This window comes from Lactobacillus porci, from assembly GCF_009695985.1.
Lineage (GTDB): Bacteria > Bacillota > Bacilli > Lactobacillales > Lactobacillaceae > Lactobacillus > Lactobacillus absianus.
Window position 1 is genome coordinate 106,384 of record NZ_VUMX01000002.1, and the last position, 15,499, is coordinate 121,882.

Genomic DNA, 15,499 nt, shown 5'->3' on the forward strand with positions numbered 1-15,499 from the left:
ATTGTTTTCCTCAATTATACAAGTTTTACGGGGACAAAAATTTAAAGAAAGTCCTAACTCTCAGGAAAAGTTTGTCTAATTTTGCCGCAACCTTTAAAATTAAGAAGGATAAAAGGAGAACAAATATTTTGAAAAAGCGCAACATCTTTCGGGCGGTGCAGACCCGAACGGGCTTTTTGGCCCTGCTGGTCTGCTGCTACTGGCTCAAGTACCTTTTTGTCGCCTATGCCGACTTTAATTTGGGCATCGCGAATCCGCTCCAGCACATCATTATGTGGCTCAGTCCTTTGGGGGCCAGCATCATTTTGATCAGTCTCGGCTTTTACTTTACCAAGCCTCTGGTCTCCTATATTGCCATGCTGGCCATTGACGCGGCGAACACGGCCCTTTTGTTTGCCAACGTCCTCTATTACCGGCAATTCACGGACTTTATCACGATCAAGACCATGACCAACATCAGCAAGGTCTCACAGGGCCTTGGCAAGAGCTCGGCGGCCCTGCTGCAGGCCAGCGACCTTTTGATCTGGCTTGACCTGATCGTCATCATCTTCCTGCTGGTCTGCAAGGTGATCAAGATCGACCAGAAGTCATATGGCTTCTCAAGTTCTTTCGCGGTCACCTCGTTTGGCTTTTTCATGCTTTTTTTGAACATGATGATCGCCGAATGCAACCGGCCGCGGCTTTTAAAGAATACTTTTGACCGGACCTACGTGGTCAAGTACCTGGGGATTGACTCTTTTACGGTCTATGACGCCATCAAGAACGAATCCAGCGCCACGGTCACCAAGAACGCCAGCGCTACGGAACTGAACAAGATCCTGGACTTTACCAGCAAGAACTACGCCAAGCCCAACCCCAAGTACTTTGGCGCTGAAAAGGGCAAAAACGTGATCATCATCCACCTGGAAAGCTTCCAGCAGTTCCTGATTGGCCTAAAGGTCAACGGCAAGGAGGTCACCCCCTTCCTGAACTCGCTTTATCGGGACAAGCACACCCTGGCCTACGCCAACTTCTACCACCAGGTCGGCCTGGGGCGGACTAGCGACGCGGAAAACATGCTGGAGACCAGCACTTATGGGATTTCCGACGGCTCCCTCTTCACCTCGCTGGGCTCAACCAATACCTTCCAAGCGGCCCCGCAAATCCTGAGCCAGGCTGGCGGCTACACGTCCGCCGTCTTCCACGGCAACGTGGGCAGCTTCTGGAACCGGAACGACGTCTACAAGAGCATGGGCTACAACTACTTTTTTGACCAGAGCTACTTCAGCCAGCAAACAGGCGACAGCTCTGGCTACGGACTCAAGGACAAGCTGCTTTTTGCCGAAAGCGTCAAGTACCTGGAACGGATGCAGCAGCCCTTCTATGCCAAGTTCATCACGGTCACCAACCACACGCCCTTTGACTTGGACAGCCAGGACCAGGACAAGAGCTTCAAGACGACCAACACCAGCGACGCGACGATCAACAATTACTTTATGACCGCCCATTATCTGGACCAGGCTTTGAAGGAATTTTTTGCCTACTTGAAAAAGACCGGACTCTACGACAAGTCATTGATCATGATCTACGGCGACCACTACGGCTTGAGCAACGAAGAATACACCACGCTGGCGCCGGTCATCGGGGCTGACCCGAATGACTGGTCAAGCTGCAACACCGCCCAGATGCAGAAGGTGCCCTTCATGCTCCATGCTTCCAATCTCAAGGGCGGAATCAAAAGCGAGTATGCCGGCGAGATCGACGTCCTGCCGACCCTGCTCCACCTTTTGGGCGTCTCCACCAAGGGCTACGTTCAATTTGGCACGGATATCCTGTCCAAGCAGCACAAGCAGATCGTCGTCTTCAGAAACGGCACGATCATCACGCCGAAGTACACGATCATCGGCGGCAAAGGGATCAAGGGCGACGTCTATGACAGCAAGAGCGGCAAGCAGCTGACCGAGTTCAGCGACCAGCAGAAGAAGGAAATTGCCTTGCTGGCCGCTTATGGCAAGATGTCTCTGGGCGCTTCCGATACCCTGAACAACAAGAACCTGCTCCGCTACTACACCCCGGCCGGCTTCTCCCCAGTCCTGCCAACTACGTACGACTATACGGACAACTACCAGCGGATGATGCAGTTGATCAATGACCTGGGCAGCAGCTCAACGGCCCTGATCAGCCAGAAGGGCAAGTCGACGACCAGTCTGTATAAGACGGATGCCGCGGAACTGCGCAAGCGGGAAAGCGAGATCACCCAAGTTCCAGACGCGGTCTTGAATTCCCAATCCAGCACAAGTTCTAGTTCCAGCTCCAGTTCAAGCAGCCAGAGTTCAGCCAGCTCCAGCAACAAATAAGGCGTCTGGGAAAAAGACCCTAGCAAATAAAAAAGGCTTCTAGAAGTGATAAAACTTCTGGAAGCCTTTTTTATCTATCTCAAATCACAGCAGAGAGCTGCTGAAGCTCAAAAGTTCCCTACTGCCGTGGTTTTCCCACATTCAATTGTCCAAATCCAAAAAACGCTCATCTAAATTAGATGAGCGTCCTAAGGCCTTGCTGTCTTAACTTATTTTTTCCCAGACTCCTTAATTGTCGTCTGAATACTTTTTCTCAAAGCCTTGGTCGTACAAGGTTATCGTGAAGGTCGATCCCTTGTCAAGCTCAGAATCAACCTTGATCTCCCCGCCATGCTGGCGGATCAGGGACAAGACGATCGACAGGCCCAGGCCTGATTCACCGGTGCCGCCATAGCGGGCCCGGGCTGGGTCGGCCTTGTAGAAGCGCTCAAAAATGTACTTGGTCTGGTCAGGACTCATCCCAATCCCGTTGTCCGCGACGCTGAAGCGGGAACCATGCGGTACCCGCCAGCCCTTGATCACGATCTTGCCATTCTTCGTAAACTGAATGGCGTTTTGGGCCAAGTTGACCATGATCTGCTTGAAGCGGTCCTGGTCAGCATAAGTCATGATCTCATCCGGCGCGTCAACTTCCAGCACGTCGCCATTCTTTTGGGCATTCTGGAGCAGCTGCTGCTTCAAGTCGCCCAAGATGACGCTGGCGTTGAACTTGCTTTTGGTCAGCTGGCTCTTGCCCGTCCGGATTCTTTCATAGTCCAGGTTCTTGTTGACCAAGCGGATCAAGCGCTTGGTTTCCCGCTGCATCAGGGAAATGGACTGGGGGATGGATTCTTCGGGAATGGCATCATACGCCAGCCCTTCCAAAAGCCCATTGATCGTCGTCAGCGGCGTCCGCATCTCATGGGCCACGTCTTGCATGAACTGGTCCCGCCGTTTCTCTTGCGCCTTGATCTCTTCATTGGACTTCTTCAAGGAGACCACCATCTCATCGAAGTTTTCGGCCAATTCGTCAATCTCATCCGAGCTCCGGTGCGGCACTTGCACGGTCAAGTCACCCGAAGCAACCTGCCGGGCGGCAACGGACAACCGCTTGATCCGGCCGGTCTGGTAGTAGGCCAAAATGAAGCTCAGAATCAAGCTGACCACGAAGGTGATGACCAAAGCCCGGCCTAAATTGGCCTTGGCCATGTCCACCGGTTGCATGACGTCTTTGACCTGGGAGCCAACCATAATGGCCCCGACGAACTCCTTGGAGCCAGTGGCAGTCTTGACGAACTGCGGCATGATCACCCAGGTGTAGCTGGCAGTGGCAAAAAGATGCTTTCTCCCGCTGCTGCTCTGTTTCTGGCTGCTTTTCAGCTTGGCCCGCCCCTGCAGCTTCGGATTGAGCGACTGCTGGTCAGTCCCGTGGTCATTCTTGATCCGGACGACCTGGCCGGACTTGAGCAGCTTTTGCGCCGCTGGCTTGAGCAGCTGGTAGCCACCCACTGGGTAGGTAGTGGAGAAGTCCTTGTCCATCATAAAGATCTTGACCCCTTCATCGCTCATGACGAAGGTCAGCTTCTGCAAGAAGAAGGGATTGAGCTGGCTTTGGCTGTCCTCGCTCCCGATCGGCAGCTCAAACTTGGGCTTGCCTTTGGCAGAGCTGCCGCTCGACGTCTTCACGTCCCCCCACTGCAGGCGGGACAGATTGGCCGCGTACTCTTCCAAGCGGGCAAAATTGTTTTGATAGGCCTGGCTTTTTTCATAGTTAATGGCCGAAAAGCCAATAATCAGCGCTGAGGTCAAAATAATGACCAAAAAACTCAGAATATGTTGATAAATCAGCTTCATTGCTTAACCTGAGAGTCGTCAAACTTGTAGCCCACGCCCCAGACCGTCTGGATGATCTGCGGCCCCATCTTTTCCAGCTTCTGGCGCAGCTTCTTGATGTGGGCGTCAACCGTTCTTTCTTCGCCAAAGTATTCATAGCCCCAAACCTGCTCCAAAAGCTGCTCTCTGGAAAAGACTTGCTTGGGCTTTTGCGCCATGGTGTACAGGAGGTCAAATTCCTTTGGCGTCAAGCCGGTGACTGGCTTGTCATCAAAGGTAACCTCGCGCCGGCTCTTGGAAATCTTGATGTGGGTCGTGACCAGATCATAGTCGCTCTTGCTCTCTTCCTGGCTGCTGGTCCCATCCAGCATGACCCGCCGGTGCAAGGCCTTGATTCTGGCGATCAAGGCTAAGGGGCTGAATGGCTTGGTAACGTAGTCGTCAGCCCCGATGCCCAGGCCCAGAACCTGGTCAGATTCCGAATCTCGAGCCGTCAGCATGATAATCGGCACGGTTTGCGAGATCTGGCGGATTTCCCGGGCCACTTGAATCCCGTCCTTCTTCGGCAGGTTCAAGTCCAAGGTAATAAGGTCATAGTCGTGGGGGTGGGCCTTGAACTTTTCAACCGCTGCTTCTCCGTCATAAGCCGGGTCTTCCTCCCAGCCCTCTTTCTTAAAGAAGAGGTCCATCATTTCTGACACTGAGGCATCATCTTCAACCATTAAGATTTTCATTTTTGCTTTTTCCCCTTTCTCACTAATGGGCCGCAAGTCCACTGCATAGCTGCATTTTCTATATTACTTTATTTTAGCATTATTAAGCCTAGACTGCCTGACTATACTATGCCAGGCAAATAGAAAAAGCCTTTGCCCTGGCTGTGAAGAAAATGTGATCTTCAGCCAAAAAGCAATGGCTTTTTCTATTCTTGATAAGTGGCAATCCCCCGCTTGAGCCGGTCCAGCCCGTCTTTGACTGAAGCCAGCGGACAGGCCAGGTTGATCCGGATGAAGGAAGCCCCCTGTCCCCGGTAGATGTTGCCAGGGGAAAGGATCAGGCCCGTCGCTGCCCGCAGATAGGCAGCCAGCTTGCGGGCATCCTCCGTTACTTGGGACACGTCAACCCACAAAAGGTAGGTGGCCGTCCCATTGATGGCCTTGGCGGCAGGAATTTCGTCCTTGATAAAAGCTTCAGCATAGGCGAAGTTTTCCCGCAGCTGCCGTTTCAGCTGTTTCAGCCACTCGTCCCCTTTTTCATATGCCGCGATAGTCGCCGGCACCGCCAGGAGATTGGGCTCAGCTAGCTCTTCGCTGTTGAAGCCGCGGTTGACGATCGCCCGCAGGTTCTCATCAGGAATGATGGCCGTTGCCGCGTGCAAGGCCGCGAGGTTGAAGGTCTTGCTTGGCGACACCAGGGAGATGACGCTGGAGCGGGCTGGCCCAGTCACCGCAAAGGCCGGAGTCATGTCCCGCCCCTCTCTGACCAAGTCGGCGTGAATTTCGTCGGACACGAGCACGACATGGTGCTTGTGACACAGCGCCGCGATTCTCTCTACCTCTTCTTTAGTCCAGACATAGCCGATCGGGTTGTGGGGGTTGCAGAAGATCATCAGCGTGGTCAAGGGATCAGCCAGCTTGCGCTCCAGATCCGCCCAGTCAACCCGGTACTGCCGCTGGCCGGGATCATATTCCAGGTCACTGGAAAGGACGCGGCGGCCATTGTTCTCAATCGAGTTGTAAAAAATATTGTAGACCGGCTCTTGCACCAAGACCTGGTCGCCCAGGTGGGCAAGCCGGCGGACAATGGAGGAAATGGCCGGAACGACGCCGGTGACGTAGATCTCCCAGTCCTCATCCGGCCGGACGCCATGCTGCTTTGCTTCCCAGTCAGCCACGGCCTTGAAATATTCATCCGGCAGGTCTTCATAGCCAAAAGCTCCCACCGTCAGCTTTTGCTGCATGGCCTCGATTATCTCCGGGGCGGTCGCGAAATCCATGTCAGCAATCCACATTGGCAGCTCTCCTGGCCGCAGGTTGCCCCACTTGATGGAATTCTGCTCTCTGACCGGAATGGTCGTAAAATCGTATTTGCTCATCTTTGCCTCCCGCGCAAAATCAACGCACTGCTGCTTGGTTCAAGTCGGATGCCGCGATCCGCTCGCCAATCTTTTCGCACTCAATCACGGTCCGTTCAGGAATAATTTTATCCTCATCCATGATCAGCTGGCCAATTTCCGGAACCTTGACCCGGCCGGAAACGGGATTTTTGATGCTGACCACCGGCGCCGCCAATTCGGCGTCCAGCCCGGAAACATATTCAAAGACCAGGTCAGAATCGATCAGCTTGCAGTTTCTCATGGTCAAGTGGTCGATGTAGTTCAAGCCTTGGTCAGAGCGGATGGTGCAATTGACCAAAGTCACGTTTTTGCTGTTCCAAGCCAGGTATTCCCCATCCAGGACCGAATCATAGACCGTGACGTTTTCGCAGTTCCAAAAATTGTCCTTGGTCACGAAAGTGCAGTGGTGGGCTTCGATGTTTTTGGCCCCGTCAAAGGCATAGTTGCCGATGATGGAAACGTGGTCCAGGTAGATATTCTCGCTATCTTTGCCAAAGTAGTTGCCATTGATCTGGCTGTCAGCAATCCGGATGTCCTTGCAGGTCCACATGGTTTCCTCGGCATCCCCGAAGTGGACGTGGTCCAAAGTCACCCCCTGGCAGCGACGGAAGAGCTTTGGGGCCTGGAGGGCAGAGTTGGCTACTGTAATCTTGTTGGTGTACCAGATCCCTGACCGGGCCATGGTTTCAAAAGTCGTCCGCTCCACGCGCACGTTTTCGCTGTACCAGAGGGGGTACTTATAGGTAAACACGGAATCAGTCAGTTGCAGATCGCGGCATTCCTTAAGGGGAGATTCACCCATGCCAAACACGCAGTCCTTGAGCTCGAGGCTATTGGCGCCAAAAAGGATTCTTTCGCCTGTAAAATACTTGTTATTAAACTTGGTCGTCATTTCTTTTTTCCTTCTCTATCAGCAACAATTCTGTCTATATTACTAAGTTTATGCTTTTGCCAGCTTCTTGTAAAAAATAAGTGCCGGCGAAAAACAAAAAATCGCGGGACAATCCCGCGATTTAAACTTGCCTGCCTTTGCCGCTATGCTTGAAGGACAACCAGCCGGCGGCCGCCGAGCTTGCCTTTGAGCAGCTGCTTGACCAGCTTCTTGGCGCTGGTTTCCGAGCTGGTCAAGATGCCGGCCTTAATAGCCGCTGCTTGTGCCCGCTTAAGAGCCGCCTTTTCGGCCTTGGTCACGTCTTCCTTTTGACTCCAATTGAACAGGGCGGCTTTTTGGTCATAGAACTTGATCGATGACGGATCAATGGCCGCGCTCAGGATCTTGGCCGCGGGCAGGGTCACCGTCACCTTGCTTTGGTCAACTTTGACCTGCACGTCCTTGACCTTGATCCCGGCCTTGAAGTTGGCCGTGTAGACCATGGAAAAGCCCTTCTGGGTAATCAAGGGAATCTCGCCCTGGGTCAATTTGTATAAGCCAGTGTAGGTATATTTTTCCGTCGACAGCTCGCCGATGTCAGCCAGGCGGCTGGAAATAGCCGCTTCTGACACGGTCTCATGGCTGGCCTTTGGCAGATGCTGGCCGATCATGCCGCCGATCATCAACAAAGCAACTACGGCGACAAAAGCGAACAATCCGCGAAATGGCAGACGGAATTTCTGGTCCTTTTTCATATTGCTGCCTCCTTCTAGAGCTGATTAATATTATCAGTCTATGGCCGGCAAATGCAAGCCGCAGGCCTTTTCTTCAGGATTATTTATACTTTTCCTGGCCTGCAGCTTAATTCTAAACGCTGGACAGGCCAGACGCTAATGCCTATAATCGGCTTCGTGATATTCACTTTTTGCAAAACAAGAGAAAGGACAAACGATCATGGAAATTCAAGCCTTGCGCTACTTCTACGCCGTCGCCAAAACCGAGAACATGACCCGGGCCGCGGCCCAGCTGCACGTCAGCCAATCCACCATTTCCCGCCAGCTGAAGGCGCTTGAAGCAGATCTGGGACAAAAGCTCTTTACCCGCCACAGCTTCAGCATTGAACTGACTGAACAGGGGCGGCTATTGAAAGAACAGGCAGCAGACCTCTTGCTGATGGCGGACAAGATCGAGCATGAATTCCGCACTTGGGATGAGGTGACTGGCGGCGACCTCTACCTGGGGCTGGCTGAATCCTACCAGATCCGCTGGCTGGCCTCCTGGATCAGCCAGTTTAAGCAGCAGTACCCCAAGCTCCACTACCACGTGACCAGCGGCGACCGCGGGCAGGTCTACGAGCGCCTGGACCGGGGCGTCCTGGACTTTGGAGTGGTCTGCGAGCAGCCAAATCCCGACAAGTATGCCGCTTTGCCCCTACCTGAAACCGACACCTGGGGCGCGGTCATGCGGACCGACTCCCCGTTGGCCAAGCAAAAGGCCATCCGGGCCGAGGACTTGGCCGGCTTGCCCTTGTTTGCTTCTGAAGAAGCCTGGGAGCACGACCTGCCGCGCTGGGCCCAGGAAAAGATGGGCAGCCTGCAGCTGGAAGGGAGCTTTCGCCTGGCCTACAACGGGGCAATTTTTGTCAGAGAGGGCCTGGGGATCATGCTGACTTTTGACCGCCTGGTCGACACCAGCCCTGGCAGCGGACTGACCTTTGTCCCGCTGACCCCGAAGCTGGAAGAACACCTCTACTTTACCTGGCGCAAGGATGCCAACTTCTCCCCGATTGCTGAGCGCTTCTACAAGTTCGTCTTGGAAAAAGCGAATGAGCCTCGATGAGCCGTTAAGCCAAAGAAACGAGTCTGGGCAAGCGAATGTGGGAAAACGCGCCAGTTGGGAACTTTTGAGCTTCAGCAACTCTCTGCTGTGATTTGAGATACTAAAAAGGCTTCCAGAAGTTTTTCACTTCTAGAAGCCTTTTTATTCGTTAGAGTCTGTTGCGACTCAACTGTCTGCCTGTGCCTAGTCGTCGTTAGTCAGGAACTTGTAGACAGCATAGGCAAGCAAAGCCGTCGGCAAGAGGCCGGGGGAAAGATCGACCTTGAATTTGCTGCGCTTGCCGACTTTGACTTTTTCCGCAGAAGCGGTCCCGATCAGGAATTGAAACAATTTCTTGTTCATGAGACTCACCTGTCCTTTAATCAGTAATCAACGCTATCTTCCATTGCTGACTTAATTATAAGCTAAGCAGGCAGGATTTTGCTTAATTTTCAACGACCGCGCTCATAGAGCTGACCAAGTTGGCATCGTTTAAGGTAACCTTGTCGGCTCCGTTTTTGATCAAATCGTCAACGGCCGCATCATTATGGCTGACCGTCCAGATCCCGTAGTCCACGCCATACTTGCGGGCAGCAAGAATTTCGTCAACGTTCGTGGTGTCCTTGTTGCGGTCTGCCCCGGCCTGCAGATGGGACAAGTAGATGTAGTCGTCCTCTTGCAGCTGGCGGTTGTAGATCGCCATCAGCGCGATTTCTTTACCGCCTGGAAGCACGTTTCTGACCTCTTCCAGTTCCCCAAGATTGAAGGAAATCAGGGTCGTGTGCTCCTGCATCCCCGCCTCGCTGATTTCCTTGACGACTTCTTTCAGTGCCGTCATGTTATTGACGTTTTTCAGCTCCAAAAAGGCTTCCTTGCCAGACTTCTTGCAGATGTCCAAGTACTGGCGCAGGGTCGGCAGATGGAGGTTATCGTAGACATGATCCTGGTCAATGCCGGGCAAGACGCCTTTGATCTTGTAGCTTTCTGCCTGGTCAAAAGTCAGCTCGTTGATGCTCTTGCCGTAGTTAGGATCGTCGGCCTGAATATTGGTGGTCCGCGCCAAGCTTTGGTCGTGCAGGATCAGCAGCTGGTTGTCGGCAGTATTGGCCACGTCGGTCTCAATCCCCCAAACGCCAGCCTCCTCGCCCGCTTTTTCAAAGGCCAGGGTCGTGTTTTCCGGATACCTGGTGCTGTAGCCCCGGTGGGCGATGAATCTGACTGGAGCCTTGGCTAAGCCGGAAGTGCTCTGGGTCTTAGCGTTGGCATTTTCCAAGCGAACCAGCTTGGCGATTTCCGGAATTTCTGCTTGCGAAAACGGCGCTTGATTGCTTTTTCTTACCATGATCAAGTACTTGTGGCCAGGATCAAGGATAAAGCCGTGCGTGGACCAGCCCATTTGCACGCCTAAATAGCGCGGGTTGAGGTCATTGGTAAACTTGAGAGCCATGATCTGGTAGTCAAAGTAGTCATCCAGTCCCACGTACTTGGCCTGGTCAGCCGCAATAAAGTTGACCGTGGTCAGCTGCTTCTGGCTTGGGTAAAAATTGCCGGAAGCATCGATCGCCCACAAGCCCAGGTCCCGCTCAGGCTCTGGAGAAATTGGTTCTCTCCGGTATTGGGCGTACAAGGTGACGTTTTTTAAGGCATAGCTTTCGCCCAGCCGGTATTTTTTCCCAGTCCCATCAGCCTTGTCGTTAAAAGAATCCAGGACGCAGCCCGGCTTGCTGAAGCCGGAATCTGGCAAGGTGACCCTTTGCCCTTCTTGCTCATGCAAGACAGCGTTTTGGCCAAAGCCCTGGTTGGCGTCAATGTTGACGGTATAGTCAACCAGCTGGTGGTACTGGGCCCACAAGGTCGTATTTTTCTTAAAGGCATAGGCCCGCGCGAGGCGGTAGCTTCGCCCCTTGCCATCAGTAGCGGCATTGAAGTTCAAGAACTTGTAGCCTTCCCGGCTAAAGCCGGTCTCAGGCAGGGTGACCTTCTTGCCCAAGACGAAGGTCAGCTTGTGCCGGCGGCCAGAACCGTCATTTGATGCTAAAGTCAACACTCGCTTGGCCGCGGTAACCTTGACCGTGCAAGTATAGCGTTTCTTGCTGTTTTTGGCAACGATCTTGGCCGTGCCTGCCGCGATGGCTTTGACCTTGCCTTTTGACGTGACTTTGGCGACTTTCTTGTTGGAACTGGTCCAAGTGGTCTTGCCCCGGCCGTTTTTCAAGGTCAGCTTGGCCGTCTTTCCCTGCAGCAGCTGCAGGCGCTTCTTGCTAAGCACTGCCTTCTTTTTAGCAACGCGGTGCACGCGCGCGCGACGGGCGGCCTGCACTGGCTGGGCCAGTCCCAAAGCCAGCAGGGCAGCTGGCAGAATCAACAACTTTTTGCTATCTTTCCGTTTCTTCAAAAAATCCACTCCATGTATATTTTTGCTTTTTTCAATCAATGCTTCTATTCTAACGCATTCAACGCGAAAAGGCCCAGCGGCAAATAGATTTGCAGCCAAGCCCTTGAGCAATTTCATATTTGAATAAGCAAATGGCTTTTAATCTTGCCTTTGGTACAAGAGAAGGATAATATCGACTTCAACAAGTTAACCATAAAACTGGCGATACCTGCAGGAAAGCTTTGTCTAGCTTGAACAGATAGACTATTATTAGCCGGTTTCCATATATTACGCATTTATAAGGAGGCCGAACAAGTAGGCATGCCAGAAGAAATTATTGACCAAGCTGAAGACTACAACCTTGACCTGCTATTCATTAGCAACTGGCAGGAATATAAGTTTAACAAGGATCTGGAGCGTGGAAGCAAAAAAGCATATAAAAAATTAATCAAAAATGAGTGAGGTGCAAAAAAGGGACTGTAAAATAGTTTGTGTAAGGATGAATGATTCCTTAAATTAATTTCTGAAAACATTAGAAAAAGGAGTTCCTTTCTCGTATGATTGGATTGAACAAAAAAACAACATACAGAAAGAAGAACTCCTTCATGAATGATTTTACCAAAAATATGGCTCAAGCACTATTCAATCAAGACAAAGTTAATGATTTTTTGCGCAAGGAAATTCAAACTGCAGTTAATCAATTGCTTGAAGCTGAATTGACTACCTTTTTAGGCTATGATCCTTATGCAAAAAGCGGATGGAACTCTGGCAATTCTAGAAACGGCATCTATTATCGCAAGGTTGATACGCAGTTTGGCCAGATCGAAATTCAGGTTCCCAGAGACAGAAACGGTGAATTTCATCAGCACACTCTGCCTGACTACAAGCAGCACTCGGACGTCCTGGAAAGCATGATTATCAAGCTTTATGCCAAAGGCGTCACTACCAGTGAAATAGCCGATCTGATTGAAAAGATGTACGGCAGCCATTACAGTCCGGCTCAGGTATCAAATATTTCCAAGCAAATGATTCCAAAGGTTGAAGCCTATCACAAACGCAAGCTTAGCGACAGGTTCTTTTGCGTTTATCTTGACGCAACGTATCTTCCGCTGTGCCGAGAAACGTTTGAGCGTGAAGCCGTCTATATTGCCATCGGCATCAGGCCCAATGGCCATAAAGAAGTAATCGACTACTGCATAGCACCCAGCGAAAACGTCGAAGTTTGGACTGAAATGCTTCAAAACATGAGATCGCGGGGTTTGAAGCAAGTCGAGCTTTTCTTGTCTGACGGTGTTGTCGGCATGAAAACAGCTCTGGCAAAGACTTATCCCAAAGCACATTTTCAACGCTGCCTGGTTCATGTCATGCGCAATATTTGCAATAAAGTGCGTGTTGACGATCGTGAGACAATCATGAACGATTTCAAGCAGATTCATAGGCAGCCTAACAAGACAGCCGCTGTACAAACTCTTCATGCATTCTATGACAAATGGAACAAGGCATACAATCATGTCATTAGGAATCTAAAAGACATTGAGCCTGATCTATTGGCCTTTTACAACTATCCCAAACAGATCAGACCCTCAATCTATTCCACCAACATGATTGAATCCTTTAACAATGTCGTTAAACGCAAGGCAAAGCCCAAAGCAGAGTTTCCAAGCGAGCAGTCGCTTGATACTTTCATTGGCATTCAGGCAATAAGCTACAATGATCGCTACTTCAACCGAATCCATAAAGGCTTCGGCCAAGTGCAGGATACATTGGAATCCTACTTTGACTAAGAAAAAATTAAAAAATCAATTTACGAGAAAGATCTATTTACACAAACTATTTGACAGTTTCCTTTTTCCTTAACTCCAAATATCTTTTATTAATTATCCAAATACAAATTAATACAAAAATTATTATTGGAAAGTACAGCAATATTACTAAGCCAATCTTAGAAATTCCATAATTTGTACTTATTATCTTAGGCGAAAAATCCTGCAGAAAGTGCAATGCTATACACCAAGCCAATCTATTAGACCATAATCTTAGACAACTAAGAATCAAACCAAAGGCTAGTGTAAAAATCATTTGTCCTACAGTTGAAATAAATGATTGACTAGTCAAGTTATTCATGTGAATTAAGCTAAATAAAATTGAACATACTATTGAGGTACATAAAATGTCATATTTTTCTTCACAAAAAAGCAACAGAAATGCATTAAACAATATTCCTCTAAATATAAATTCTTCAAAAACTGCTGATATCAACGCTGATAAAGCAGCAAATAATATTTTTGAAAATTGTAATTTAAATAGTGGAAACATATTCATAAGCTCTATCGAAATTAAAAAGATTAACAAGATAAGATAAGCAAACGTTATTTTTCCTGATGTACCTTTTAGCCTTAACTTTTGATTAAACGTCTTAGTTGTTAAAATAAAATGTTTCGCCGTATATGTATAAATAGTTAGAAAAGCAATTAGCATTAATTTATAAATTTGTTTATTACCAATATTTAATCGTACAACACATAAACCACTTATTAAAAGTATAGTTGCTACCATAAATAATTTGGCAATTGTTCTCTTTATTATAATTTTATTTCCAAGTTCTACGTCATCCGCTAATGCTAAATAATAATTATCTTTCATAAGTTTATTCCAGCAACATATTTTACATGAAATAATAAGGTTGATAAGCCAATTTAAATTTATCAACCTTATTACTTATAATTTTGGAAAGCCATGAATACTAATAGGTCCACTTGGCATAGTTTGACGGATACTTCGTAGAACTCTACCCCAATAACGGCCATTGTAGTAATCGTGAGAATGACCTTTACCACCTAAAATTCTTTTAAATTGCTTTACGGAATTCCTTCATCTCAAATATTCTTCCTTACTTACCTGCTAAACCATCGCGAAGACCTGTCATAAATTGACCTGTACCTCTTTGAACTCCTCTCCACCAAGAGCCAAAATTAAAGCCACCTTTACGACGACCGCCTGAAACATTTTGTAATTCAGTAACACTTAACTTTTGAAAATTATTCATTTTAATACCTCTAATATATTAAATCCTCTTAACGATGATTATTCATTTTGCTTTCTTGATTTAGAAATAAAACCGAAAATATCAGTCACATTTACAATCAATGCAAGAATCACGATAATTGCTGATACCCAAATACCAAGTTGAGTTTTAGGAACATAAAACAGGGTTACAAGAAAAGCAATATTTATTAATAGCCATAGATAATTCTTCATTTTTTCCTTCACCATCATTCTAAGTACTTAAGGATACTTGCACCAATACCTACTAAAGTGCCAATAGCTCTAATATTTCTGCCAGTACCACGACCATTGTAGTAGTTTTGAGAATGTCTACCACCCACAACTCTAACTAACTGAACTGAATTCAAATTTTCAAAACTTACTGTATTTTCCATTTCAAATACCTCCAATAAATCTTTAAGTCTGCCTCGCTTAGTAGTTCTAAGCGTCTCATCAACTTACATATATAATTCTAGCAAGAATGGCTTCTTTTCCACGTTATCATCGTAAATTGACAACATATGCATCAAATTTAGCCACAATACACAATATGAATAAAAACTGGCCCATATATAAAAATAATCGATATCAAATCCACAGAAATGATATCGACTATTTTTTTTAAATCCCTGTAAAAAATCCACCATATGCAGTTCCCATACCAATGCCGGTTCTCAAAGAACCTGGCTTACCAATATTGCCTGCAACAATATCACAGTATAGCTTACCCATTCCTGGCGATAGCTTTTCGCCAATAGCCAATGGAGTCAAAATATTTTTTAAATGATAGATAATATTAGGCATATTTACATGATGCTCCAATTGATGTTTAGCGTAGAGCAAAATTTCTCGTTCATTTTGCTTAACTCTTTCATCCATCAATAAATCTGTAACTTGATTTAGTAAAGCTACTTCTGGATCAAATTTATTTTTACTTGTCATAATTATTTACCTCTAGGCGCCTCATCAACTTACATATATATTCTAACGAGCTTGGTCTTTCGTAAGCGCCCAATAGCGCGGTATCTATCGACCTCTGTTCAATAGTCATATACTGTTCTTAACAATTGAATACGGAGGAACACGATATTATGACTGAACATCCAATCGTACCGCTCGAGCTGCCAAAG

The 15,499-nt window shown here is 48.5% G+C and carries 16 protein-coding genes; 4 read left to right on the forward strand and 12 right to left on the reverse strand.

Going from position 1 to position 15,499, the window contains the following annotated elements; translation table 11 throughout:
• Nucleotides 1-128: 128 nt before the first annotated feature.
• On the forward strand, nucleotides 129-2,336 hold the full coding sequence (locus tag FYJ62_RS01580) for an LTA synthase family protein (protein ID WP_154547065.1): 2,208 nt from the start codon (nucleotides 129-131) through the stop codon (nucleotides 2,334-2,336).
• A 228-nt stretch (nucleotides 2,337-2,564) separates the two neighbouring features.
• Here FYJ62_RS01580 and FYJ62_RS01585 read toward each other — a convergent pair whose 3' ends face one another.
• From FYJ62_RS01585 to FYJ62_RS01605, 5 genes are all read right to left on the reverse strand, one after another.
• Nucleotides 2,565-4,169: a sensor histidine kinase gene (locus FYJ62_RS01585; RefSeq protein WP_154547067.1), complete on the reverse strand. Its 1,605-nt coding sequence runs from the start codon at nucleotides 4,167-4,169 to the stop codon at nucleotides 2,565-2,567.
• Entirely contained in the window at nucleotides 4,166-4,882 is a 717-nt protein-coding gene (locus FYJ62_RS01590) for a response regulator transcription factor (protein ID WP_154547069.1), read from the reverse strand. The genes FYJ62_RS01585 and FYJ62_RS01590 overlap by 4 nt, the downstream gene beginning before the upstream one ends.
• Before the next feature lie 185 nt (nucleotides 4,883-5,067).
• Nucleotides 5,068-6,240 (reverse strand): MalY/PatB family protein, encoded by a 1,173-nt coding sequence (locus FYJ62_RS01595; protein WP_154547072.1) that lies wholly within the window; start codon nucleotides 6,238-6,240, stop codon nucleotides 5,068-5,070.
• 19 nt (nucleotides 6,241-6,259) lie between these two features.
• Complete coding sequence (locus FYJ62_RS01600; RefSeq protein ID WP_154547074.1) at nucleotides 6,260-7,153, reverse strand: DUF3737 family protein; 894 nt, start codon at nucleotides 7,151-7,153, stop codon at nucleotides 6,260-6,262.
• A 143-nt stretch (nucleotides 7,154-7,296) separates the two neighbouring features.
• Nucleotides 7,297-7,887, reverse strand: coding sequence for a DUF4230 domain-containing protein (locus tag FYJ62_RS01605; RefSeq protein WP_154547076.1), 591 nt, complete (start codon nucleotides 7,885-7,887; stop codon nucleotides 7,297-7,299).
• A 199-nt stretch (nucleotides 7,888-8,086) separates the two neighbouring features.
• Between FYJ62_RS01605 and FYJ62_RS01610 the strand changes: the two genes are divergently transcribed.
• The gene (locus FYJ62_RS01610; protein WP_154547078.1) at nucleotides 8,087-8,971 is read left to right on the forward strand and encodes a LysR family transcriptional regulator; all 885 of its coding nucleotides are present in this window, start codon (nucleotides 8,087-8,089) and stop codon (nucleotides 8,969-8,971) included.
• 183 nt (nucleotides 8,972-9,154) lie between these two features.
• Here FYJ62_RS01610 and FYJ62_RS10560 read toward each other — a convergent pair whose 3' ends face one another.
• Together FYJ62_RS10560 and FYJ62_RS01615 are read right to left on the reverse strand one after the other, a co-directional pair.
• A complete protein-coding gene (locus FYJ62_RS10560) occupies nucleotides 9,155-9,313 on the reverse strand; it encodes a hypothetical protein (RefSeq protein ID WP_195837367.1) in 159 nt (52 codons plus the stop codon).
• An 82-nt stretch (nucleotides 9,314-9,395) separates the two neighbouring features.
• Nucleotides 9,396-11,345, reverse strand: a complete 1,950-nt coding sequence (locus FYJ62_RS01615; RefSeq protein WP_195837368.1) for a glycerophosphodiester phosphodiesterase family protein — start codon at nucleotides 11,343-11,345, stop codon at nucleotides 9,396-9,398.
• 300 nt (nucleotides 11,346-11,645) lie between these two features.
• Between FYJ62_RS01615 and FYJ62_RS01620 the strand changes: the two genes are divergently transcribed.
• Nucleotides 11,646-11,786 (forward strand): hypothetical protein, encoded by a 141-nt coding sequence (locus tag FYJ62_RS01620; protein ID WP_154547082.1) that lies wholly within the window; start codon nucleotides 11,646-11,648, stop codon nucleotides 11,784-11,786.
• Nucleotides 11,787-11,929: 143 nt separating this feature from the next.
• Complete coding sequence (locus FYJ62_RS01625; protein WP_154547084.1) at nucleotides 11,930-13,108, forward strand: IS256 family transposase; 1,179 nt, start codon at nucleotides 11,930-11,932, stop codon at nucleotides 13,106-13,108.
• Nucleotides 13,109-13,154: 46 nt separating this feature from the next.
• Here FYJ62_RS01625 and FYJ62_RS01630 read toward each other — a convergent pair whose 3' ends face one another.
• From FYJ62_RS01630 to FYJ62_RS01640, 5 genes are all read right to left on the reverse strand, one after another.
• Nucleotides 13,155-13,967 carry a CPBP family intramembrane glutamic endopeptidase gene (locus FYJ62_RS01630; protein WP_154547086.1) on the reverse strand — a complete coding sequence of 271 codons (813 nt, stop codon included), beginning with the start codon at nucleotides 13,965-13,967 and terminating at the stop codon, nucleotides 13,155-13,157.
• A 247-nt stretch (nucleotides 13,968-14,214) separates the two neighbouring features.
• Entirely contained in the window at nucleotides 14,215-14,370 is a 156-nt protein-coding gene (locus tag FYJ62_RS01635; protein WP_144856516.1) for a bacteriocin, read from the reverse strand.
• A 38-nt stretch (nucleotides 14,371-14,408) separates the two neighbouring features.
• Nucleotides 14,409-14,582, reverse strand: a complete 174-nt coding sequence (locus tag FYJ62_RS10565) for a hypothetical protein (RefSeq protein ID WP_167309358.1) — start codon at nucleotides 14,580-14,582, stop codon at nucleotides 14,409-14,411.
• 14 nt (nucleotides 14,583-14,596) lie between these two features.
• Nucleotides 14,597-14,764, reverse strand: a complete 168-nt coding sequence (locus tag FYJ62_RS10570) for a hypothetical protein (protein WP_167309359.1) — start codon at nucleotides 14,762-14,764, stop codon at nucleotides 14,597-14,599.
• Between the two features lie 226 nt (nucleotides 14,765-14,990).
• Nucleotides 14,991-15,311, reverse strand: coding sequence for a bacteriocin immunity protein (locus FYJ62_RS01640; RefSeq protein WP_154547088.1), 321 nt, complete (start codon nucleotides 15,309-15,311; stop codon nucleotides 14,991-14,993).
• Nucleotides 15,312-15,499 lie beyond the last annotated feature (188 nt).

Coding starts and splice junctions, on each gene's coding strand:
- FYJ62_RS01585 (WP_154547067.1), bottom strand. CDS start 4,169: ATGAAGCTGATTTATCAACATATTCTGAGTTTTTTGGTCATTATTTTG.
- FYJ62_RS01590 (WP_154547069.1), bottom strand. CDS start 4,882: ATGAAAATCTTAATGGTTGAAGATGATGCCTCAGTGTCAGAAATGATG.
- FYJ62_RS01595 (WP_154547072.1), bottom strand. CDS start 6,240: ATGAGCAAATACGATTTTACGACCATTCCGGTCAGAGAGCAGAATTCC.
- FYJ62_RS01600 (WP_154547074.1), bottom strand. CDS start 7,153: ATGACGACCAAGTTTAATAACAAGTATTTTACAGGCGAAAGAATCCTT.
- FYJ62_RS01605 (WP_154547076.1), bottom strand. CDS start 7,887: ATGAAAAAGGACCAGAAATTCCGTCTGCCATTTCGCGGATTGTTCGCT.
- FYJ62_RS01610 (WP_154547078.1), top strand. CDS start 8,087: ATGGAAATTCAAGCCTTGCGCTACTTCTACGCCGTCGCCAAAACCGAG.
- FYJ62_RS10560 (WP_195837367.1), bottom strand. CDS start 9,313: ATGAACAAGAAATTGTTTCAATTCCTGATCGGGACCGCTTCTGCGGAA.
- FYJ62_RS01620 (WP_154547082.1), top strand. CDS start 11,646: ATGCCAGAAGAAATTATTGACCAAGCTGAAGACTACAACCTTGACCTG.
- FYJ62_RS01625 (WP_154547084.1), top strand. CDS start 11,930: ATGAATGATTTTACCAAAAATATGGCTCAAGCACTATTCAATCAAGAC.
- FYJ62_RS01630 (WP_154547086.1), bottom strand. CDS start 13,967: ATGAAAGATAATTATTATTTAGCATTAGCGGATGACGTAGAACTTGGA.
- FYJ62_RS01635 (WP_144856516.1), bottom strand. CDS start 14,370: ATGAATAATTTTCAAAAGTTAAGTGTTACTGAATTACAAAATGTTTCA.
- FYJ62_RS10565 (WP_167309358.1), bottom strand. CDS start 14,582: ATGAAGAATTATCTATGGCTATTAATAAATATTGCTTTTCTTGTAACC.
- FYJ62_RS10570 (WP_167309359.1), bottom strand. CDS start 14,764: ATGGAAAATACAGTAAGTTTTGAAAATTTGAATTCAGTTCAGTTAGTT.
- FYJ62_RS01640 (WP_154547088.1), bottom strand. CDS start 15,311: ATGACAAGTAAAAATAAATTTGATCCAGAAGTAGCTTTACTAAATCAA.